Source organism: Synechococcus sp. Minos11, assembly GCF_014279855.1.
Taxonomy (GTDB): Bacteria; Cyanobacteriota; Cyanobacteriia; order PCC-6307; family Cyanobiaceae; genus RCC307.
Map to the genome: position 1 here is coordinate 1681460 of NZ_CP047953.1, position 18656 is coordinate 1700115.

Genomic DNA, 18656 nt, shown 5'->3' on the forward strand with positions numbered 1-18656 from the left:
GGGAAGGGGGAAAGGGATGAGGGTGATCAGGCCCGTGCCAGGGACAGGCCGAGTTGCCGCACCTGACCTCGCAGGCTGGCGTCGATCACTTGTGAGCCAAGTCGCACCACGAAACCACCGATCAAATCGGGGTCAACGGATAGATCAATATCCACCGCGGTGGTGCCGGCCACGGTCTTCACCTTCTCGGTGAGTTTGTCCTGTTGCTGCTCGCTCAGAGCAGTGGCCGAGGTGACGTAGGCCAGGGTGATGCCACGAAGCTCGCGGTAGAGCTCTAGGAATCGCTCCAGGACAGCGTCGAGCATGCCGATCCGCTGACGGTCGGCAAGCAGTTTGAGGAGATTGAGCATCGCCGGGCTGATGCTCTCGCTGAACAGGCTATCCAACGCTTTTTTCTTGCCCTCGACAGAGAGCACCGGAGAGCGCATCGCGTCCTGCAGATCCTGGCTGGATGACCAGGCGCTGAGCAGGGCTTTGGCTTCATCAGCCAGAGCATCGCTCTGCTTGCGGGATTCACCCACCTGCAACAAGGCGTCGGCGTAGGGGGTGGCAAGGGTGTTGAGCAGGGGCATGGCCTTATCCGAGTGCCTCGATGGAACGGTCGATCAGTTCAGCCCGCTTCGCATCGTTCAGACGCTTGGGCAGGGCAGCCAATGCCTTATCGATGGCCGTCCGCGCTGTTTCAGCGCGCAGGGCTTCAATCACACGGGCGGCTTCGGCGTTGAGATTGGCGTTGGCATCTTGCTTGATGCGTGCCATCTCTTCGATCGTGCGCTTCTCACCGTCCTCGCGGATCAGATCAGCGCGCTGCTTGGCTTCGGCCAAGATTTTTTCAGCGGTTGACTTGGCTTGAGCCAGTTCACGCTGTCCCTCTTCCAGGGCCTTGCTGGCAGTAACCAGGCGCTCCTCAGCATCTTTGAGGTCTGCGAGGATGGCCTCACGGCGACGCTCGAGAATGCCGCCGAGGAATCCCTTGAGGAAATACACCAGCAACGCGATCACGAGGACCAGGTTGATGAGGTTGGTCTCAAAGACGTTGAAGTTCAGGGCAAACCCGTGATTCGCCAGAACGAAAGGAAGTGACGTGGTCATCAGGCGGCCAGCAAACGGTCAACGATCAAGGAGCTGAGCTTTTCGGCTTGAGAATCAATACCAGAGAAGGCCTTGGCCTTTTCGGCATCCACCTCGCCACGAGCTTTCTCACGCACGCTGTTGGCTTCGCTTTGGGCAACAGCCAAGGCTTCACGGAAGAGGCGATCCACCTCTTCCTCCGCTTTTTGAATGACCGCAACAGATTGCTTGCGTGCATCCAGGAGCTGGGCCTTGAGCTCAGCCTCTAAACGCTCGGCCTGGGCCAATTTTTCTTTGGCCTGGGCGCGGCTGGTGCTGATGTAACCCTCGCGGTCCTCCACCGTTTTGCCGACTGGGCGGAAAAACAGGGCGTTGAGGACGAAGGTGAGCACCACAACCTGGACCGCCATGAGCGGCAGGGTGGCATCGAGATCAAACAGACCACCCTTGGGGGTAGCTGCTTCGGCCAGCAGAAGCCAGCTGTGCATGGAACCTGAGGCGCTGGGACAGAGGAAAAGAAAGGGGATGGGGAGCGCTAGAGCGCTCCCAAGTCCTCAGATCAGCCGGCGAAGGGGTTGGCGAACAGGAGCACCAGTGCCACCACAAGGCCGTAGATGGTCAGCGATTCCATGAACGCCAGGGAGAGCAGCAGGGTGCCGCGAATCTTGCCTTCGGCTTCGGGCTGACGGGCAATGCCCTCAACAGCGCCGCCGGATGCGGTGCCCTGGCCGATACCGGGGCCAATGGCGGCGAGGCCGACAGCCAGACCAGCGGCCACAACAGAAGCAGCGGAGGTAATGGAATCCATGTTGAGAGGAGTTATGGGGGGCGCTGCGGGAGCGCTGAGTGGGCTATGGGAGGGGTTGGGACCCCATGAGCGCCTGGGACAACCCTGGGAGCAGGGAAGGGCCCGGTCAGCAGCCGGACCTGCGCGCGAAGTGTTTAGCAGATCGCCGGGTTAGGGCGAAAGCCAAACGGCTTAATGAGCTTCCTCGTGAACAGCCTCACCGATGTAGAAGGCGGCGAGGGTCGCGAAGATCAAAGCCTGAATGGCACTGGTAAACAGGCCAAGGAGCATGACCGGCAGAGGCACAAGCAAAGGCACCAAAGAAGCCAGAACGGCCACTGCCAATTCGTCGGCAAGGATGTTGCCAAACAGACGGAAGGACAGGGACAGAGGCTTGGTGAATTCTTCGATGATCTTGAACGGGAGCATGATCGGAGTCGGCTCCACGTAGTACTCGAAGAACTTCAGACCCTTGTTGCTCAGACCGGCATAGAAGAACGCCAAGGACACCAAAAGGGCCATGGCCACGGTGGTGTTGATGTCAGCCGTGGGCGCACCAAGTTCGCCGCTAGGCAGATGAACGATGCGCCAAGGAATCAGAGCGCCACCCCAGTTGCTGACAAAAATGAACAGGAACAGGGTGCCGATGAATGGCAGCCAATCGCGGTAAACCTTTTCACCAATCTGATCACGGGCCAGATCACGCAGGTAGTCCCAGAGGAACTCCAGCAGGTTCTGCACTCCGCGCGGATCACGCTCCATCTTGCGGGTGCCAAGGACAACCACAGCAAGAAGGGCGCCAATAACGATCCAGGAGCTGAGAAAAACCTGACCGTGAATATTCAGATTGCCGATCTGCCAGTAGAGGTGGTGACCCACCTCGAGTTCGGCAAGGGGAAGGTGTAAAAGCACCGGGTCCTAGGCGTTTGAGGGCTTGGGATTGGATCGAAGATCCAAAGCGGTGGTGATGATCACCGCGGGTTTGTAGATCAGAAAACCGATCAGGGCTGGCAGCAGCTCAAGCAACGGCCAGCGGGTGGAGAGCAACACCAGAACAACCGGAACAAGCAATTGGGCTTTGCCCAATGACCTGCTCTGGGTTCCCAACTTCTCAACAGCACGGGAGAGAAGCAGGAGGTAGAGCCAACCAGCAACGCAACCAACCGCCACGCTCAACACGGTGGTTCCTGAGAACCAAACCGCACTGATCAGCACAGCGAAGGCTGCCAAGACCAAGGACATCAGCAGCGACCAACGTTGAAGACGTCGGTAGTCCGCCATGGGATCAATGGTCATGGCCAAGGAAGCAAGAACGCACCTGAGGATTGTGATCTCAAGGGTGTCGATGCCGCCAAGAGCCCGCGGAATCTATCACGTGCGTTCAGCGTCCCTTGGCGAGCAAAAGCACGCCTGCGGCATGCATCTCCCGGGCTGCTTTGCAACGCTGCGCCGGCGTCAGTGCCAGATCGAGGGACCCCAGGTTCTGGTCTGGATTCACCGCCTGCATCAGGGCCCACTGCTCATCGCTGAGCTGCAGTGGCGCCATGTTGCGGTCCAACAAATTTGGGCTCGGCCAGCCCCACAGACAGCCGCTGCGCGTTCCGATAGCCGCCATGAGCTGTTGATCATCCGTCCACCCCTGGCGGGCGAGGGGCTGATTGGACAGAAAAAACTCCCAGTGGCTGATCTCGGGATCCAACGCCTCCATCAACAACCACTGCTGCTCTTGGGGCAACGCCTGGGCGCGCTCGAGCAGTTCTCCCTGCAGCAAACGTTCCAGTTGCCACTGCTCTGGATTGCTGAAACCAAGGAAATGCAAATCAGCGGCGGCAACGAAATCCCACAGCCGGCGCAGGTCGTAGCTGGTCTCCTGCGGATGCAAGTACATGTCCGCGAAGTTGGGGTCATGGGCGGTATCGATGGCCCAACGGGATTCATGGCGTTGGCGCAGGCGGTTCTCTTCGGGCAGCTCGCGCAACAGGGCCCGTCCCAAGCGCAGCCCCTCTTCGCCATAGCCAGCACCAAGCAAGCCCAAGGCGCGCTGCACCCGGTGGATCTCCCAGCGGCCGGCATCGGCATACAGAAATAGATGCAAGATTCCGCCAGGGGCCAGCAACGGCGCCAAGGCCTTCAATCCAGCCTGGGGATTGTCGAGGTGATGCAGCACCCCAACGCTGTTGATGTGATCAAAGGGGCCTTCACCTGCCAGGTCCAACAGGCTGCGCTGTTGAAAACGCACCGTGGCCTGCTCGATCGCGCCTGAGCGCTGGCACCGCTCTTGGGCCATGGCCAGGGTCCCGGCACTGATATCGACGGCCAAAATCTCGGCACCTGGATTGAGGTGGGCGAGGTAATCCGTGCTGACCCCTGTTCCACAGCCCGCATCGAGGATCCGCAGGGTTGGGCGCTGGGGAGGCAACACACCAGCACATGAGCTGTGGGCATCCGCGTGGCTCCAGCGCCAGTTGTACCCAGGCGGTGGACCGTCTTGGATCGGATCAGCGGGGTAGGGGAAACGGTCGTAAAAGGCACTCACCACGGGGGTGGCGGAATCCGTGGGGTGGGGGCCTGGAGTCAACAGCCTGAAATGGGGCGCTCGGTGAGCCTCTCATCGCCGCCCCATCGACTGGATCAAGGCTGCAAACATTTGTTCATGCAGCCAGCAACGCCTGCGAGCTCAGCCGTAATCTGCACGGGCCCCGGCCGTGGCCGGTTGCCAGAGGAGCTTTTAAATGTCTGTGACCGCGAGTAGTGGCAGCCCAAGGGTCAGCCCCCAGCTGTACGACACCCTGCCCCTCTCGAGCGTCCGTCAGGCCGAGCAACAGGACCGCTTCCCCGACCGAGGGGAGCTGGACAACCTGATCAATTTTTTCCAAAGCGGCCAAAGCCGTGTTCAGGCCTCCAGGGTTCTGAGTGCCAACGCTCAGCTGATCGTGGCCCGCGCCGCCAACCGCATCTTTGTGGGTGGCACGCCGCTCTCGTTCCTCGATGAGCCCCTTGCTCCGGCCACCAGCCAACGGGGTGAAGATCGCCTCGCTGCTGACCAGCAAGCGTTTGCGAGCTCCGTTGAAACCTTTGTCCAAGGCAGCGGCGGTGGCGGCTTCCTCGGCCGCATCCGCGAAGGCTTTTCCACCCCAGCCGACGTCCGCATCCTGATTCCGGCGGGTTTCACCCCCATCAACATTTCCCGTTACGGCAACGAACGGATGCGCAAATCCGTGCGCGACCTGGGCTGGTTCGTGCGCTACGTGGGCTACGCCTTGGTGGCAGGCGATCCGAGCATCCTGCGCGTCAACGCCAGGGGGCTGCGGGACATCCTTGAGAAGGGCTGCTCCCTACCGGCCACCAACCTGGCTCTTCAGGAAATGCGCGCCGCTGCAGCGGCTCTTTTCGAGGTTGACAGCGAGGAGCGCAACCTGGTGATTGCCTGCTTCAACGTGCTGATTGAGGAGCTCGCTGTGGCGACCCCATCAGCCCGGCAGCGTCCTGGCAATCCGCAGCAACAGGGTCTGCAACTGCCTGCCATCTATGCCTTGGCAGCTGAGGGGCCCCAACGCTTTGTGATCAAGCCCAACCTTTCCGGTGTGGAGAAGGCCGAGATCGTTCGTGCCGCCTACCGCCAGGTGTTCCAGCGCGACATTGCCAAGGCCTATTCACAGGCTCCCTGCCCAGTAGAGGCCTCCCAGGTAGCCCAGGGCCAAATCTCAATGCGCGAGTTCATTCGTGCCCTTGGCCGCAGCAAGGAGTACCGCCAGCAATTCTTCAGCCGTTTTGCCAATACCCGCGCTGTTGAGCTGGCCTTCCGCCATTTCCTGGGTCGCGGCGTCAGCTCCCTTGAGGAGTTCCGCAAGTATTTCTCGATCGTGAGCGCGCAGGGCCTCAATGGCCTGGTGGATTCCCTGGTGAACTCCATGGAATACGCCCGCGTCTTTGGCGAGGAAACCGTTCCCTACCTGCGTGATCTGGGCGAAGAGGCTCAGGAGAGTGCGGGTTGGGGTTCCAACCGCAAGCTGTTCCGCTTCAGCGCACCGTTTGATGGAGCTCCCCAGTACCTCACCCTTTACGCCTCCTACCGCCAGCCCCTGGCTGACCAACACGCCTATGGCGGCGGCAACGATCCGCTCGCACTGGGCTACGGCGCCATCTTCCCCTCGCCCACGGCCTCGGTGAGGACTCGCCCAGCTCCCTATGGCTACAGCGCCCGTCGCTTGATGGTGGGCAACGGCCTGAACCTTTCGGGCCAAATCAATGGCCCCACGTTCAACTCCACCAAGCCCCGCAAGGTTGGACCGAGGGTGGTGTCCATGCCCGCCACAGCCAATGAAGGCCGGCGCCCTGAGGTCAATGAATCCGCCAAAACCGTTCAAGCCGTGATCCGCGCGGCGTACACGCAAATCATTGGCAACAGCGGTTATGCCGGCGAACAGCAGCTTTCAGCCGAATCGCGCCTTGCCAACGGCGAAATCTGCTTGAAGGAGTTCATCCGGCAGCTCGCCCGCTCCAAAGCCTTCCAAAAGCGCTACTGGGATGGTCTGTACATCACCAAAGCCATCGAGGTGATGCACCGGCGCCTGCTGGGACGCCCCACCTTTGGCCGCTGGGAAATTGACTCCTATTTCGACACCGCAGCACGCAAAGGCTTCTTTGGTGTGGTGGATGCCCTGATCGACAGCGAGGAATACCAAACTGCCTTTGGCGACAACACCGTTCCCTTTGAACGGTTCATCACAGCGTTTGACCTCAATAGCCGCAGGGTCCCCTCCTTCCGGCCAACCCTGGATACGTCGAAGCTTCCTGCCCAGGTGGGCCGGCCCAGCGTCTCCAGACCCGAGCCAACAGCCAAAACCGAACTGCGGACGCCCGGCAGCACCGTTCAACGCAACCTCAAGAGCCCAACCGGCAGCTCAAACCCTGGCTTCTCAGGCTTCAAAGCTGCTCGTCCAAGCTTCAGCAATCGACTCAGCCGATTCCAGAGCAAGCCGGCAGCTGGAGCTGACACCGGACTGAAAGCTCCCACCAGCGCAGCCAACATGCTGGCGCTGATGAGCGGCGCTGATCCCAAAGCGCTCAGGGCCGGTTCGGCTGAGCTGCCAGCTCCTCGCGCCCTGGTGGATGACCCCACAGAAAGCGAGCTGCAGGAAATCATTGCGGCCACGTATCAGCAGCTGATTGACCGGGTGCCCTTTGATTCCGAGCGTCTCAATGAGGCCGAAGCCCAATTGCGATCTGGGTCAACTGGAGTGATCGACTTCGTCGCCCAGGTCGCCGCTAGCGATCTGTTCCAATCTCGCCTGCACGCCCTGCCTCCTCTACAGGCAGCAGCGGCAGCCCACCTGGCATTGCTGGGTCGCGCTCCATTGCCGGAGGAGATCAGCGGTTTCCTCACCAATCGCGCCGAGAACGGCCAACAACAAGCTGTTGCTGATCTGATTGATTCAGAGACCTACAACAACAACTTCGGTCGCAAGATCGTGCCGAGCCCCATCGGCGTGAAAAGCCAAGCTGGCGTGCCCTTGGTCAGCCTGACCCAGACCGCGCGCATGGCCCAAGGCAATGCTGGCCTCAACCCAACTCCGAGCGACGCGGCTATTTGATCCAGCCACTCCTGGTGCATTCCTGCAGAGGAAAATCACGCAAACCCATTGGCGCGCCCTTAATCGACGCCCGTTAATCACATTTTTTAGCCATACAATGGCCTTTTAAGCAAAATAATTTTCTTGAACGGTTGTTAACAACAACTCCGTCGAAACACCTGTTCTGCAAAGGGTTTCTTGAAATAGCGCAGGGGTAAAGAACTGTTACTGCAGCTCAGGGAGCACGAGGGCTCTGCCACAGAATGGCCGAGCGATCAGCCAAACTGATCCAGCCAACGGGCTTGTCCCCGCGGCAAAACGTACCCAAGAATCCCCGGTCACCTCTCTGGCGGCCGCCTGTCCTCGAGGCCGAACTGCATGAGCATCGTCTCCAACTCGATCATCAACGCTGACGCCGAGGCTCGTTATCTCAGCCCTGGCGAGCTTGATCAGATCAAGGCCTTCGCTACTGGCGGGCAACGCCGTCTGCGAGTAGCCCAAATCCTCTCCGAGGGCCGCGAGCGCATCGTCAAACAAGCCGGCAGCGCGCTGTTCCAGCGCCGCCCTGATGTTGTCTCCCCAGGTGGCAACGCCTACGGCGACGAGATGACCGCCACCTGCCTGCGCGACATGGATTACTACTTGCGCCTGGTGACTTACGGCGTGGTCGCTGGCGACATCACCCCGATCGAGGAGATCGGCGTGATCGGCGCCAAAGAGCTCTACCGCTCCCTCGGCACCAACCTCGAGGCCATGGCCCTCTCGGTGCGCGAGATGAAGAACGTTGCCATGGGTCTGCTGAGCGGCGAAGACGCCGAGGAAGCAGGCTTCTACTTCGACTATGTGATCGGCGCCCTCTCCTGAGGCCCGAACAGAACCCACTCACTTCACCCTCAGGAATCCATGCAAGACGCGATCACCAACGTCATCAATCAGTCCGACGTTCAGGGCCTCTACCTGGACACCAACTCGATGGGCCGTCTGGAGCAGTATTTCGCCAGTGGCGAACTGCGGGTCCGCGCCGCTGCCACCATCAGCGCCAACGCCTCCAACATCATTCGTGATGCCGTTGCCAAGGCGCTGCTCTACTCCGACATCACCCGCCCCGGCGGGAACATGTACACCACCCGTCGCTATGCAGCTTGCATCCGCGACATGGACTACTACCTGCGGTATTCCACCTACGCCATGCTGGCCGGCGACACCTCCATCCTTGATGAGCGTGTGCTGAATGGCCTCAAGGAGACCTACAACTCCCTGGGCGTGCCCATCGGTGCCACCGTTCAAGCCATCCAGGCCATGAAGGAAGCCACCGCCGCTCTGGTTGGTGCTGATGCCGGTCGCGAAATGGCCGTCTACTTCGACTACATCTGCTCAGGCCTCGGCAACTGAGCCAGGAGCTCCCCTCCCACTACGGAGCCCCATGCGCCTCTTCAAAGTCACCGCCTGCATCCCCAGTCCGGAGAAAATCCAGACTCAACGGGAGATCCAAAACACCTTCTTCACCAAGTGGGTGCCCTATGAGAGCTGGTTCGCTGAGCAGCAGCGGATCATGAAACAAGGCGGAAAAATCATCAAAGTTGAGCTGGTCACCGGTCGCCGGCAAGCCAACGTTGGCAATTGACTGTTGATCGCTCAAAAGCCCTGCGCCCGGCCCAGTGCCGGGCTTTTTTTTGTCCTTGCCCAGGTGCCTGCCGAGCCGCCACACGGCTCAATAGGCCATTAGGAGACTTGGCATGGCCCGGGGGACCCAGGGGCTCCTGACCCTTCCCATCAACCTCTGGCCCGCGGAAACCAGACTGCTGCTGGGCCTGATTGCCACTTGGAGTGTGTTCGGCCTGCTGGTGCTGGCCTCCGCCAGTTGGTGGGTGTCGCAGCAGGAACTCGGCGATGCCCTCTACACGATCAAACGGCAACTGATCTGGATGCTGGCCGGCTGGGCCCTGTTTTCCGTTGTGGTGCGCACGCCTTTGAAACGCTGGCTGCAGCTGGCCGCACCGGCCCTCTTGATCGGCACCGGACTGGTTGCCCTCACCTTGATCATCGGCACCACCGTGAATGGGGCCAGCCGATGGTTGGTGTTAGGGCCGATTCAGCTCCAGCCCACTGAACTCATCAAGCCCTTCATCGTCTTGCAAGGGGCGGTGTTGTTCTCCCAGTGGCGGCGCCTGGCCTTGGATCAGCGGGTGCTGTGGATGGCGATTCTTGGCGGCATCATCCTGTTGATCCTCAAGCAACCCAACCTCAGCACGGCCTCGCTCACCGGACTGGTTCTTTGGCTCATGGCCCTGGCATCCGGGCTTCCCTTGCACTGGCTGGTGGGCATTGCAGGGCTCGGGCTCACGGCCGGCACCACCAGCATCTTGATCAATGACTACCAGCGGTTGCGGGTCACCTCGTTCCTTGATCCCTGGCAAGACCCGCTAGGCAACGGCTACCAGCTAGTGCAAAGCCTGCTGGCCATCGGTTCAGGCGGATTGAGCGGCAGTGGCTACGGGCTCAGCACTCAAAAGCTGATGTACCTGCCGATTCAAACCACCGATTTCATCTTTGCCGTTTACGCCGAGGAATTTGGCTTTGTGGGCTCGGTGGTGGTGCTGCTGTTTTTGGCTGTCTTTGCCCTGATGGGCTTGCGGGTGGCGCTGCGATCCAGGGGCAACCAGTTGCGCCTTGTCGCGATTGGCTGCACCACGATCTTGGTGGGCCAGTCAATAATGAACATCGCTGTTGCCAGCGGCGCCATGCCCACCACCGGCCTGCCCCTGCCGCTGGTCAGCTATGGCGGCAATTCACTGTTGGCCAGCCTGTTCATTGCCGGTCTGCTTGTTCGATGCTCGCTGGAATCCGCCGATCCTCTCTCGCTCTCCTCGCGGCCGTCGCGCTCCTAACGGCCTGCGGCGCGGGACGACAAAGCGAAGCGATTAGCCAGGAGCCTCCGGCTCCCCAATACCCAGCTGGCGTAGCGGCTCCCAACGGCCGCAGCTACCCGAGCGTGCCCAAGGCCGCGGTGCCACTGGCTCAGCAGCTCAACCGCGTCGAAAACCAGCTGGCTGGGATGAACCCCAGTGATGCGAGCTTCGCGTCCTTGGCCCACCGCCAGCAGGTGCTTTACCGGCAGTGGTCACACCACCCGGACTGGGATGCCGCGGTCCTGCAGCAACTCAACCCTGAGCTGCGTTCGGTAGCCCAACGCCAGGTGCAGGCCAGGCGCGAGTTTTTAGCCATGCACCGCTACAGCCCAGCCCCGGCCCAACTGCCGGCCTGGCGCATCAGCCCACCGATTAGCGCCGATGCCCTGCTGAAGCACTACAAGCAGGCGGAACAAGACACCGGCATCGACTGGGCCACCCTGGCCGCCATCAACCTGGTGGAAACCGGCATGGGCCGCTTGCAAGGCCTCTCGGTCGCTGGGGCCCGCGGACCGATGCAGTTTTTGCCCAGCACCTGGGCAGAGCCCGGCATCGGTGCTGGCTCGATTGATGATCCCGCTGATGCCATCGCGGCAGCGGCCCGTTACTTGGTGCGCCGAGGTGGACCGGAGAACATGCCCCAGGCGATCTGGGGATACAACAACAGCTGGAACTACGTGCGCGCGGTGCAGACCTACGCGGATTTGATGCGGGAAGACCCCAAGCGCCTGGCCCAATTCCACCAATGGCAAATCCACTACGCCTCGCCCAACGGAGACCTCTGGTTGCCCGAGGGGTATGAGCGTCAGCAACCGATTCCCGTTGAGGCCTATCTGCAGCAAGCCCCGTGGAGTGCCCCTCCTGCTCGATAGGGTGCTTTGGTGAGCCTTTCTTTTTCGCTTGCCGACCTGGCCCAAGCCAGCGAACAGCTGCTGCGCAGTGGCTTGGAACATCCCACGCCCCTCACCTTGGTGCTGGTGTTCGCCGGTGGCTTGCTCACCAGCCTTGGTCCCTGCAGTTTGTCGCTGCTGCCGGTGAGCGTGGCCTACCTGGCCGGTTTTGGAGAGGGCCCGGCCTGGCAGCGGAGCGCAGGCTTTTGCTCAGGGGTGGTGGGGGCCCTGGTGATCTTGGGCACTGCCAGCGCCATGCTCGGCCGCCTCTACGGGCAAACACCCGAAGCGATTTCCGTGGCGGTCGCCATCTTGGCGGTGCTGATGGGGCTGAATTTGCTTGGGCTCCTGCCCTTACGGCTGCCTTCCGGGCCCGACCCTGAGCGCTGGCGCCGGTTTGCACCAGCTGGCTTCGGTCCACCGGCCGCTGGTTTGGCCTTTGGCCTGGCGGCCTCCCCCTGCACCACTCCGGTGCTGGCGGTGCTGTTGGCGTGGATTTCGCAAAGCGGCAAACCGTTGGTGGGCATGGTGTTGCTCAGCTGCTTTGGCGCCGGTCAGGTGTTGCCCCTGCTGCTGGCCGGCAGCCTGGCCGCTTCGATTCCCAAGCTGCTGGCGCTGCGCGCAGTGAGCCAATGGATTCCTCCGATTAGTGGCGCTGTTTTGGTGGTCATCGGCGGCCTCAGCCTGGTCTCGCGCCTGACATGAAGAGCCTGGTTCTCAAAGCTGCGGCCTGGTTGTCCGACCTGCGCGTCGCCATCGTGCTGCTGCTGTTGATTGCAGCCTGCAGCGGGCTGGGCACGGCGATCCCTCAGGGGGAGCCGGCGGCCTTCTATCACGAGCGCTATGACGCAGCCCCCTGGCTGGGGGTGGTCAATGGCAATCAACTGCTGAGCTGGGAGCTCGATCACCTCTACACAAGCAACTGGTTTTTGCTGTTGCTGGCCTGGCTGGGCTTGGCCCTGCTGCTCTGCAGCCTGCGGCGCCAATGGCCTGCTCTGCGGGCCAGCCTGCGCTGGCTCGATTACACCAAGCCCAGACAGCTGAGCAAATTGGCTGTTGCCACCAGCCTGGACACGGGCGACTCCACCGCGGCCCTTGACCAACTGGAACGCCAACTGCAGCAACAGGGCTGGGCAGTGCGCCGTCAACAGAACCGACTCGCCGCCCGCCGCGGCGTGATCGGCAGGGTGGGGCCCTTGCTGGTGCACACCGGACTGATCGTGTTCATGGTGGGCGCTGTGGTGGGAGCCTTTGGCGGCCAGCGGCTGGAGCGCTTCTTGGCGCCCGGCCGCTCGCTGGAACTGCTCAACCCCCAAGGCGACACGCGGCTGGAATTGCAACTTGATTCCTTTGCGATCCAACGGGATCCGGCCGGCCGGCCCGAACAGTTCTCCTCCCAGCTGCTGCTTCGCGATGGCACCGGCGCCCCAGCGCAGCCGGCGGCCGTGAGCGTGAATCACCCACTGCGGCATCGCGGCATCACCGTCTACCAAGCCGACTGGGGCCTGGCGGCCGTCACGATGCAACTGGGCCAAAGCCCGCTGCTGCAGCTGCCGCTGCAAACCTTCCCCGAACTCGGCGAGCAGGTTTGGGGCCTGGTGCTGCCCACACGCCCCGATGGCAGCGATCCTGTGCTGCTGGCGCTGCAGAGCGAGCTGGGGCCAGTGGAGGTCTACGGCGCCGATAGCCAGCAACTGGGCCTACTTACCGTTGGGGGTGAAAGCCAGGAGATTCTGGGGCTGCCGCTGCGCATTGCTGATGTAATGCCAGCTAGTGGCCTATTGATCAAGCGCGACCCCGGCGTGCCCTTGGTGTACGCCGGCTTTGCCATCACCCTGCTGGGGGGCGGCCTCAGCCTGATCGCCACCCGACAGCTGTGGGCGATCAGCGAATCAGACCGGCTTCACATCGCTGGGCTCTGCAATCGCAATTTGGTGGCCTTTGCCGATGAGCTCCCCAAGCTGGGCAGCTCCGCCATCACTGGCGCTCCCCATGACGCACGGTGATCACCGTGTGAACGTTGCCGCGGGGATTGAAATCAGCCACCAATTCCATCCACTGGGGTGCAGCGGCAGCCACCAAATCATCGAGGATGCGATTCACCACCTCCTCATGGGAGATGGCCTGATCACGCCAACTGTTGACGTAGAGCTTGAGGGCTTTGAGCTCAAGAACGCGCGGGCCGGGTTGATAGGTGAGCTGCAACTTGGCGAAATCGGGATAGCCCGAAAACGGGCACTTGCAGGTGAACTCAGGCAGGGAAATCGCCACGTCATAGGGGCGCCCCTGGCGGGGATTGTCGAAACAGATCAGCTCTGCCTCAGCGATGGCCCGCTCGCCATAGGAAGGACGTTGAGTGCTGCTTGAAGAGGTCACAGGTGATCGATCGAAGGGCAGGGCCCAGACACTGGAAGACCGTAACGACCATTACGCCTTCCCCAGGACTCGCTCGATGGAATGAGCCGGGGCCATAATCCTGTCAAAGGCCGCGCAGACCATGAAAAAAGTCGAGGCAATCATTCGCCCCTTCAAGCTGGACGACGTGAAGATGGCGCTGGTGAATGCCGGCATCGTGGGCATGACCGTCACCGAGGTGCGCGGTTTTGGACGCCAGAAAGGGCAGGTTGAGCGCTATCGGGGCTCGGAATACACCGTCGAATTCCTGCAGAAACTCAAGCTCGAAATCGTCGTGGACGAGCCTCAAGTTGAGACGGTGGTCAATGCCGTGCAAGAAGCCGCCCGCACCGGTGAGATCGGCGACGGCAAGATCTTTGTCTCCCCCGTTGATTCGGTGGTGCGCATCCGCACCGGCGATCGCGACAACACTGCGATCTGAGCCCTTCAGGCATTGGTGCGCTGCACCACCTGCTCAATTAATGCTGTCCAGGCGCTGGAGTCCAGCTCGTTTTTGGGGCCCAGCCACAGCAGATATTCGTGATTGCCAGCGGCACCGGTAATCGGTGATTCCACCAACCCCTGCGGAAACCACTGCAGGGGTTCAGCAGCTGCTGCCACCAAAGCGATGGCATCGGCGTGGGCTTTGGGGTCACGCACAACGCCGCCTTTGCCCACTCGCTCGCGGCCCACTTCAAACTGCGGCTTCACCAGCAACACCGCTTCGGCTTGCGGCCCACCAGCCAACAGCCCTTGCATCGGCTCCAGCACGCGCGAGAGGGAAATAAACGAGAGATCGGCCACCGCCAGATCGGGCTGGGGATCACCCGGCCCATAGAGATCCTCTGACGTGAGGTGGCGCAGGTTGGTGCGCTCCCGCAACACCACTCGGGGGTCTTGGCGCAGGCTCCAAGCGGTTTGGCCATAGCCCACATCAATGCCATAGATGCGGCTGGCCCCGTGCTGCAGCAAGCAATCGCTAAAGCCACCGGTTGAGATGCCGGCATCAAGGCAACAGCGCCCTTCCACCTGCACCGGCAAAGCCTCCAGGGCGGCAGCCAGCTTCTCTCCACCCCTGGAGACAAAGCGGGGCGGCAACGTCACCTCCGGGACCGCTTCCAGCGAAATCTCATGGCCGGGCTTGTCGAGCACCGCATCACCGAGGCGCACCTTGCCGGCGCGAATTAGCTGCTGGGCCTTCTGGCGACTGGCCACCAGGCCCAATTCCACCAGCCGTAGATCGAGCCGCTGCCGACGTGCCATTTGCTGATTCCATCACAGATCGCAACACCAAATCCGAGGAAATCCAGACGGTCACCTGCCAGCTGAAAAATTCCGACGAAGATCAATTCGCTGCAGAGAGTCGATGGCCGACCCACTCCGCAAACTTGCCGACGCCGAGGCCGTGGTGGCTTTCCCGGAGAGGCTTCTGCCGGGCAGTTTTGTGAAGCTGGACCACCACCCCAGCGACCTGCCGGCGTTTGAACTGATTCGCTGCCAAGGGCGGCGCTGCTGGGTACGTCAGCAGGCCTGGGGCCCAGCGATCCAATGGGAAGTGGCCCGCCGCAGTTTGAGCCCCGGGTAATTTGGTCGATTGGCCGAGCAAAACCCTTGATCGAGCGCTACACCCTGCCGGAGATGGGCGGGATCTGGACGGAAGACGCCAAGTTTCAAAGCTGGCTGGACGTTGAAATCGCTGTCTGCGAAGCCCAGTCCGAGCTGGGCCGCGTGCCCGCTGAAGCACTCGCCACGATCAAGAACAAAGCAGCCTTCAGCCGCGAGCGAATCCTCGAGATCGAGGCCGAGGTGCGCCACGACGTGATCGCTTTCCTCACCAACGTGAACGAACACGTGGGTGATGCCGGGCGCTACATCCACGTGGGCATGACCAGCTCCGATGTGCTCGACACCGGCCTGGCGCTGCAACTCAAGGCCTCGGTGAAGCTGCTGCGCAGCGAGCTCGACAAGCTCGCAGAAGCCATCCGCGTGCAAGCACGGGCCCACAAAAACACCGTGATGATCGGGCGCTCCCATGCCATCCACGGCGAGCCGATCACCTTTGGCTTCAAGCTGGCTGGCTGGCTCGCGGAGACCGAGCGCAACATCAAACGCCTCAAGCGACTGCAGAAGGCCGTCAGCGTGGGCCAGATCAGTGGCGCCATGGGCAACTACGCCAACACCGAACCGCAGATCGAAGAACGGGCCTGTGAGCTGCTGGGGCTGCGGCCCGATCCAGCCAGCACCCAGGTGATCAGCCGCGACCGCCACGCCGATTACGTGCAGACCCTGGCCCTGGTGGGCACGGCCCTGGAGCGCTTCTCCACAGAGATTCGCAACCTGCAGCGCAGCGATGTGCTCGAGGTGGAAGAAGCCTTTGCCAAGGGGCAAAAGGGCAGCTCAGCCATGCCCCACAAACGCAACCCGATCCGCAGCGAACGCATCAGCGGCTTGGCGCGGGTGTTGCGCAGCTACACCGTGGCAGCTCTGGAAAACGTGGCGCTGTGGCACGAGCGCGACATCAGCCACAGCTCGGTGGAGCGCATGATGCTTCCCGATGTCAGCGTCACCCTGCATTTCATGCTGCGGGAGATGACGAAGGTCGTGAGCGGTCTGCAGGTCTACCCCGACACCATGGAGCGCAACATGAACCGCTACGGCGGTGTGGTGTTCAGCCAAACGGTGTTGCTGGCCTTAGTGGACAGCGGCATGAGCCGCGAAGACGCCTATCGGCTGGTGCAGGGCCATGCCCATTCCGCCTGGAATGTCGAAGGCGGCAACTTCCGCAAGGCGCTCGAGAACGATCCCGCAGTCACCGATCGCATCAGCGCTGAGCGCTTAGCCGATTGCTTCAGCACCGAGCGGCATCAAGCCCAGCTCGACACCATCTACGCCCGCTTGGCGATCTGAGCGATCGGCGTTGGCGCGCCAGTTCGCCCGGTTAAGGGAGTCATCCACGATCTACGCCGGACTTTGGCGCGCGGGGTGGTCAACAACCCGAGGCTCTTCGAGCCAGGGACAGGACCGTTCCCCCCGTTGACTCTCTAGCCAAGCCAACGCAACCCGTAACCATCACAAATCCGGAGCCTCAAGCGTCCGCGCCCTCGGCTAGGCAATAAAAAAGGCGCCCAGCCGAGGGCACCTGTTTTGTCCGATCGCTTTTTAGAAGCGGCCGTATGAAAACAGTACGGGTCCACCTGCCCTCTAAAGGTCCAAGTTGATACCAACACGCGTTCAGGCAGCAGGGAGCGTTTCACAGGGGCCTGCCTGCCTTAGGTCAGCTGTTGGGCCCGCTGCCGGCCAGTTGCAGCACCAATTGGGTGCCACTGGCCAGGGCCATGGCTTCGATTTCCTCGATCGGACCTTGCAGCCACCTGGCCACATCAAGCATGGTCCGAAGCGTCATGGGTTGGGCCAGGGCACCGCTAAGGCTGGCGGGCATCTCGCCGCAGGCTTCCAGCCAGAGCATCCAGTCGCTGCCGTCCTCCTCGAAGGGGATCTGCAGGGTCACCTGCAGCCGTTCACTTGGATGCAGCAGGGTGGTGCTGCTGACGCGCTTCCCGTCGCTGAGGCGGAACAACACCTGCCAGCCGCCTTTTTCAAAAGCACCGGTCGCCTGCTCGGGCAGGGCCAAGGGCCTAGCCATGGCACTTCTGGCAAGTGTGCTCGGGTGTCCTACAGCAGCCTGATTAAGGCTCGCCCAGCACCTCGCTCCAACTGAGTGAGCTGACTAAGGAAAGCCTCAGAGGCAAATCACCATTTCAGGGGATCAAACCTCGCAGGGTTCCAGCAATGGTGAAGAGGTCCGGGAGAGATTCCACTACCCCTTTAAAGCAAATGACCAACTTCCAAAAAGCAGTTGCTTCGCTTGCTTGTGGTGCCATTGCTGTTCTTATCACCACCGCTACCTATGCGAGCCCATCTCAAGCTTCGCCCGTAGACGAAGCAGCCAGGCAGTTCGAGCAGTCCTATTGCTTCACCGCTTCTGGCGCTGAGCGCTGGAAAGCCTGCCGTTGAACCGCCGCGGTGTTGGCGTTGCATCCATTAGCAATCGGCCCATCCAGCTGGCGCCTTAACTCAACTCATCCAACAGGCTGTTGAGCTTGTGCTCAATCGCTGCGATCGGGTCCACAGCTGGATCGCCTTCGCCCAAGTCTTTGATGCTCCAAAAGCAGATCGCCTCTTCCCAGGCAGGGAAGAGGGCCTGCACCATCGGCCGGTGGGCATCTTCATCAACAGCCACCACCCGATCAGCGCTCTGCAGCAGAGCTTCCGTCACTTGCCGGGGCATGGCCAGCTCGTCAACCACGAGGGAAATGCCCCGTTGCTCCAGAGCCTCAATCGCTTCTGGCGCCATCGCACCCACATTGCCGCTGCCGCTATGGACGTTCAGGCCGGCGGAGCTGGCCTGCAGCCGATCGCTCAGCCCGCGCTGCTGAGCCTGGGCGTTGAACCATTCCTGGGCAAAACGGCTGCGGAAGTAATTGCCGGTGCAGAGAAAGAGAACGCGAGTCATCGTCTTGGTAAATCAAACGGCAACGCCAACGCGCAGAGCCTGTTGCCACGACACGCGCAGCTGCAGCAGGAACAACGCTGAGGCCAGAATCAGCCCGAGCATCGCCAGCACAAACAGGGGCACCAGCGCCAGGGTCAGATCGATCTGGCTGATCACGCTGATGAACAGAATCGCGATCACCAGCGAGATGATCATCACCACCAGCGTCAGCAACGTGATGGCTTGCATGGTGAGCCGCAAACGCCGTTGCAGAACACGCAGTTCACAAGCGATCTGATCAGCACTGACCAGATCCTCTCCGGTGTTACGCACGGCATGCAGCACCCGGTAGCGCTCAACGATCTTGAGCCGTTGAGTGGTCATCACACCCATCAGCCCGCCCACACCCACCAGCAGAAATGCCGGCGCCATCGACAAGCGGATGGCATGGGCCAATGACTCAGCGGCCGCAGTTGCTGGTTGCGCCATAGCGAGGAGCATCGTTCTGGCTAGCGACAGGTCCAAGCTGATGAAGCAGGC

The 18656-nt window shown here is 61.6% G+C and carries 24 protein-coding genes; 12 read left to right on the forward strand and 12 right to left on the reverse strand.

What is annotated here, in order from left to right; all coding sequences use genetic code 11:
* Positions 1–26 precede the first annotated feature (26 nt).
* From atpH to SynMINOS11_RS09515, 7 genes are all read right to left on the reverse strand, one after another.
* Entirely contained in the window at positions 27–572 is a 546-nt protein-coding gene (gene atpH, locus SynMINOS11_RS09485; RefSeq protein WP_011936295.1) for an ATP synthase F1 subunit delta, read from the reverse strand.
* A 4-nt stretch (positions 573–576) separates the two neighbouring features.
* Positions 577–1092: a F0F1 ATP synthase subunit B gene (locus tag SynMINOS11_RS09490; RefSeq protein ID WP_011936296.1), complete on the reverse strand. Its 516-nt coding sequence runs from the start codon at positions 1090–1092 to the stop codon at positions 577–579.
* A complete protein-coding gene (locus tag SynMINOS11_RS09495) occupies positions 1092–1559 on the reverse strand; it encodes a F0F1 ATP synthase subunit B' (RefSeq protein ID WP_011936297.1) in 468 nt (155 codons plus the stop codon). The genes SynMINOS11_RS09490 and SynMINOS11_RS09495 overlap by 1 nt, the downstream gene beginning before the upstream one ends.
* A 71-nt stretch (positions 1560–1630) precedes the next feature.
* On the reverse strand, positions 1631–1879 hold the full coding sequence (atpE, locus tag SynMINOS11_RS09500; protein WP_006851467.1) for an ATP synthase F0 subunit C: 249 nt from the start codon (positions 1877–1879) through the stop codon (positions 1631–1633).
* Positions 1880–2050: 171 nt separating this feature from the next.
* Complete coding sequence (gene atpB / locus SynMINOS11_RS09505; protein WP_011936298.1) at positions 2051–2770, reverse strand: F0F1 ATP synthase subunit A; 720 nt, start codon at positions 2768–2770, stop codon at positions 2051–2053.
* A 6-nt stretch (positions 2771–2776) separates the two neighbouring features.
* Complete coding sequence (locus SynMINOS11_RS09510; protein WP_011936299.1) at positions 2777–3154, reverse strand: hypothetical protein; 378 nt, start codon at positions 3152–3154, stop codon at positions 2777–2779.
* A gap of 85 nt (positions 3155–3239) precedes the next feature.
* The gene (locus SynMINOS11_RS09515) at positions 3240–4436 is read right to left on the reverse strand and encodes a class I SAM-dependent methyltransferase (protein WP_186548157.1); all 1197 of its coding nucleotides are present in this window, start codon (positions 4434–4436) and stop codon (positions 3240–3242) included.
* A gap of 154 nt (positions 4437–4590) precedes the next feature.
* Between SynMINOS11_RS09515 and SynMINOS11_RS09520 the strand changes: the two genes are divergently transcribed.
* The 8 genes from SynMINOS11_RS09520 to SynMINOS11_RS09555 all read left to right on the forward strand — a co-directional run bounded on the left by SynMINOS11_RS09520 (position 4591) and on the right by SynMINOS11_RS09555 (position 13236).
* Positions 4591–7452 carry a phycobilisome rod-core linker polypeptide gene (locus SynMINOS11_RS09520; protein ID WP_186548158.1) on the forward strand — a complete coding sequence of 954 codons (2862 nt, stop codon included), beginning with the start codon at positions 4591–4593 and terminating at the stop codon, positions 7450–7452.
* A gap of 357 nt (positions 7453–7809) precedes the next feature.
* Complete coding sequence (locus SynMINOS11_RS09525) at positions 7810–8295, forward strand: allophycocyanin subunit alpha (RefSeq protein ID WP_011936302.1); 486 nt, start codon at positions 7810–7812, stop codon at positions 8293–8295.
* 39 nt (positions 8296–8334) lie between these two features.
* Positions 8335–8823 carry an allophycocyanin subunit beta gene (gene apcB / locus SynMINOS11_RS09530; RefSeq protein WP_011936303.1) on the forward strand — a complete coding sequence of 163 codons (489 nt, stop codon included), beginning with the start codon at positions 8335–8337 and terminating at the stop codon, positions 8821–8823.
* A 31-nt stretch (positions 8824–8854) separates the two neighbouring features.
* Positions 8855–9055, forward strand: coding sequence for a phycobilisome linker polypeptide (locus SynMINOS11_RS09535; RefSeq protein ID WP_011936304.1), 201 nt, complete (start codon positions 8855–8857; stop codon positions 9053–9055).
* A 112-nt stretch (positions 9056–9167) separates the two neighbouring features.
* The gene (locus tag SynMINOS11_RS09540; RefSeq protein WP_011936305.1) at positions 9168–10319 is read left to right on the forward strand and encodes an FtsW/RodA/SpoVE family cell cycle protein; all 1152 of its coding nucleotides are present in this window, start codon (positions 9168–9170) and stop codon (positions 10317–10319) included.
* Positions 10262–11212, forward strand: coding sequence for a lytic transglycosylase domain-containing protein (locus SynMINOS11_RS09545; RefSeq protein ID WP_186548160.1), 951 nt, complete (start codon positions 10262–10264; stop codon positions 11210–11212). Before SynMINOS11_RS09540 ends, SynMINOS11_RS09545 begins: the two co-directional genes overlap by 58 nt.
* 6 nt (positions 11213–11218) lie before the next feature.
* Positions 11219–11935, forward strand: coding sequence for a cytochrome c biogenesis CcdA family protein (locus tag SynMINOS11_RS09550; protein WP_011936307.1), 717 nt, complete (start codon positions 11219–11221; stop codon positions 11933–11935).
* Complete coding sequence (locus SynMINOS11_RS09555) at positions 11932–13236, forward strand: cytochrome c biogenesis protein ResB (protein WP_186548162.1); 1305 nt, start codon at positions 11932–11934, stop codon at positions 13234–13236. Before SynMINOS11_RS09550 ends, SynMINOS11_RS09555 begins: the two co-directional genes overlap by 4 nt.
* Here the strand turns inward: SynMINOS11_RS09555 and queF are convergent.
* Positions 13208–13606, reverse strand: a complete 399-nt coding sequence (gene queF, locus SynMINOS11_RS09560; protein ID WP_011936309.1) for a preQ(1) synthase — start codon at positions 13604–13606, stop codon at positions 13208–13210. The genes SynMINOS11_RS09555 and queF overlap by 29 nt on opposite strands.
* Before the next feature lie 121 nt (positions 13607–13727).
* Between queF and SynMINOS11_RS09565 the strand changes: the two genes are divergently transcribed.
* Positions 13728–14066, forward strand: coding sequence for a P-II family nitrogen regulator (locus SynMINOS11_RS09565; RefSeq protein ID WP_011936310.1), 339 nt, complete (start codon positions 13728–13730; stop codon positions 14064–14066).
* Positions 14067–14071: 5 nt separating this feature from the next.
* Here SynMINOS11_RS09565 and SynMINOS11_RS09570 read toward each other — a convergent pair whose 3' ends face one another.
* Positions 14072–14887: a TlyA family RNA methyltransferase gene (locus tag SynMINOS11_RS09570; protein WP_186548164.1), complete on the reverse strand. Its 816-nt coding sequence runs from the start codon at positions 14885–14887 to the stop codon at positions 14072–14074.
* 103 nt (positions 14888–14990) lie between these two features.
* Between SynMINOS11_RS09570 and SynMINOS11_RS09575 the strand changes: the two genes are divergently transcribed.
* Both SynMINOS11_RS09575 and purB read left to right on the forward strand, forming a co-directional pair.
* Positions 14991–15209, forward strand: coding sequence for a hypothetical protein (locus SynMINOS11_RS09575; RefSeq protein ID WP_186548166.1), 219 nt, complete (start codon positions 14991–14993; stop codon positions 15207–15209).
* Positions 15210–15235: 26 nt separating this feature from the next.
* Entirely contained in the window at positions 15236–16531 is a 1296-nt protein-coding gene (purB, locus tag SynMINOS11_RS09580) for an adenylosuccinate lyase (RefSeq protein ID WP_011936314.1), read from the forward strand.
* A gap of 367 nt (positions 16532–16898) precedes the next feature.
* Here purB and SynMINOS11_RS09585 read toward each other — a convergent pair whose 3' ends face one another.
* Positions 16899–17267: a hypothetical protein gene (locus SynMINOS11_RS09585; protein WP_186548168.1), complete on the reverse strand. Its 369-nt coding sequence runs from the start codon at positions 17265–17267 to the stop codon at positions 16899–16901.
* Positions 17268–17458: 191 nt separating this feature from the next.
* Here SynMINOS11_RS09585 and SynMINOS11_RS09590 point away from each other — a divergent pair, with 191 nt between their 5' ends.
* Positions 17459–17638, forward strand: a complete 180-nt coding sequence (locus SynMINOS11_RS09590) for a hypothetical protein (protein ID WP_186548170.1) — start codon at positions 17459–17461, stop codon at positions 17636–17638.
* A gap of 55 nt (positions 17639–17693) precedes the next feature.
* Here the strand turns inward: SynMINOS11_RS09590 and SynMINOS11_RS09595 are convergent, their stop codons facing one another.
* Both SynMINOS11_RS09595 and SynMINOS11_RS09600 read right to left on the reverse strand, forming a co-directional pair.
* Positions 17694–18137, reverse strand: coding sequence for an arsenate-mycothiol transferase ArsC (locus SynMINOS11_RS09595; RefSeq protein WP_186548172.1), 444 nt, complete (start codon positions 18135–18137; stop codon positions 17694–17696).
* Between the two features lie 12 nt (positions 18138–18149).
* Positions 18150–18617 carry a DUF2721 domain-containing protein gene (locus SynMINOS11_RS09600; RefSeq protein ID WP_186548174.1) on the reverse strand — a complete coding sequence of 156 codons (468 nt, stop codon included), beginning with the start codon at positions 18615–18617 and terminating at the stop codon, positions 18150–18152.
* Between the last annotated feature and the right edge of the window lie 39 nt (positions 18618–18656).

Bases quoted from the DNA above. Each gene is read 5' to 3' on its own strand.
- SynMINOS11_RS09565 (WP_011936310.1), top strand. From the start codon at position 13,728: ATGAAAAAAGTCGAGGCAATCATTCGCCCCTTCAAGCTGGACGACGTG.
- apcB (WP_011936303.1), top strand. From the start codon at position 8,335: ATGCAAGACGCGATCACCAACGTCATCAATCAGTCCGACGTTCAGGGC.
- atpH (WP_011936295.1), bottom strand. From the start codon at position 572: ATGCCCCTGCTCAACACCCTTGCCACCCCCTACGCCGACGCCTTGTTG.
- SynMINOS11_RS09525 (WP_011936302.1), top strand. From the start codon at position 7,810: ATGAGCATCGTCTCCAACTCGATCATCAACGCTGACGCCGAGGCTCGT.
- SynMINOS11_RS09520 (WP_186548158.1), top strand. From the start codon at position 4,591: ATGTCTGTGACCGCGAGTAGTGGCAGCCCAAGGGTCAGCCCCCAGCTG.
- SynMINOS11_RS09535 (WP_011936304.1), top strand. From the start codon at position 8,855: ATGCGCCTCTTCAAAGTCACCGCCTGCATCCCCAGTCCGGAGAAAATC.
- SynMINOS11_RS09595 (WP_186548172.1), bottom strand. From the start codon at position 18,137: ATGACTCGCGTTCTCTTTCTCTGCACCGGCAATTACTTCCGCAGCCGT.
- SynMINOS11_RS09600 (WP_186548174.1), bottom strand. From the start codon at position 18,617: ATGCTCCTCGCTATGGCGCAACCAGCAACTGCGGCCGCTGAGTCATTG.
- SynMINOS11_RS09495 (WP_011936297.1), bottom strand. From the start codon at position 1,559: ATGCACAGCTGGCTTCTGCTGGCCGAAGCAGCTACCCCCAAGGGTGGT.
- SynMINOS11_RS09540 (WP_011936305.1), top strand. From the start codon at position 9,168: ATGGCCCGGGGGACCCAGGGGCTCCTGACCCTTCCCATCAACCTCTGG.
- atpE (WP_006851467.1), bottom strand. From the start codon at position 1,879: ATGGATTCCATTACCTCCGCTGCTTCTGTTGTGGCCGCTGGTCTGGCT.
- SynMINOS11_RS09570 (WP_186548164.1), bottom strand. From the start codon at position 14,887: ATGGCACGTCGGCAGCGGCTCGATCTACGGCTGGTGGAATTGGGCCTG.
- SynMINOS11_RS09575 (WP_186548166.1), top strand. From the start codon at position 14,991: ATGGCCGACCCACTCCGCAAACTTGCCGACGCCGAGGCCGTGGTGGCT.
- SynMINOS11_RS09590 (WP_186548170.1), top strand. From the start codon at position 17,459: ATGACCAACTTCCAAAAAGCAGTTGCTTCGCTTGCTTGTGGTGCCATT.
- SynMINOS11_RS09490 (WP_011936296.1), bottom strand. From the start codon at position 1,092: ATGACCACGTCACTTCCTTTCGTTCTGGCGAATCACGGGTTTGCCCTG.
- SynMINOS11_RS09585 (WP_186548168.1), bottom strand. From the start codon at position 17,267: ATGGCTAGGCCCTTGGCCCTGCCCGAGCAGGCGACCGGTGCTTTTGAA.
- SynMINOS11_RS09545 (WP_186548160.1), top strand. From the start codon at position 10,262: ATGCTCGCTGGAATCCGCCGATCCTCTCTCGCTCTCCTCGCGGCCGTC.
- SynMINOS11_RS09510 (WP_011936299.1), bottom strand. From the start codon at position 3,154: ATGACCATTGATCCCATGGCGGACTACCGACGTCTTCAACGTTGGTCG.
- SynMINOS11_RS09555 (WP_186548162.1), top strand. From the start codon at position 11,932: ATGAAGAGCCTGGTTCTCAAAGCTGCGGCCTGGTTGTCCGACCTGCGC.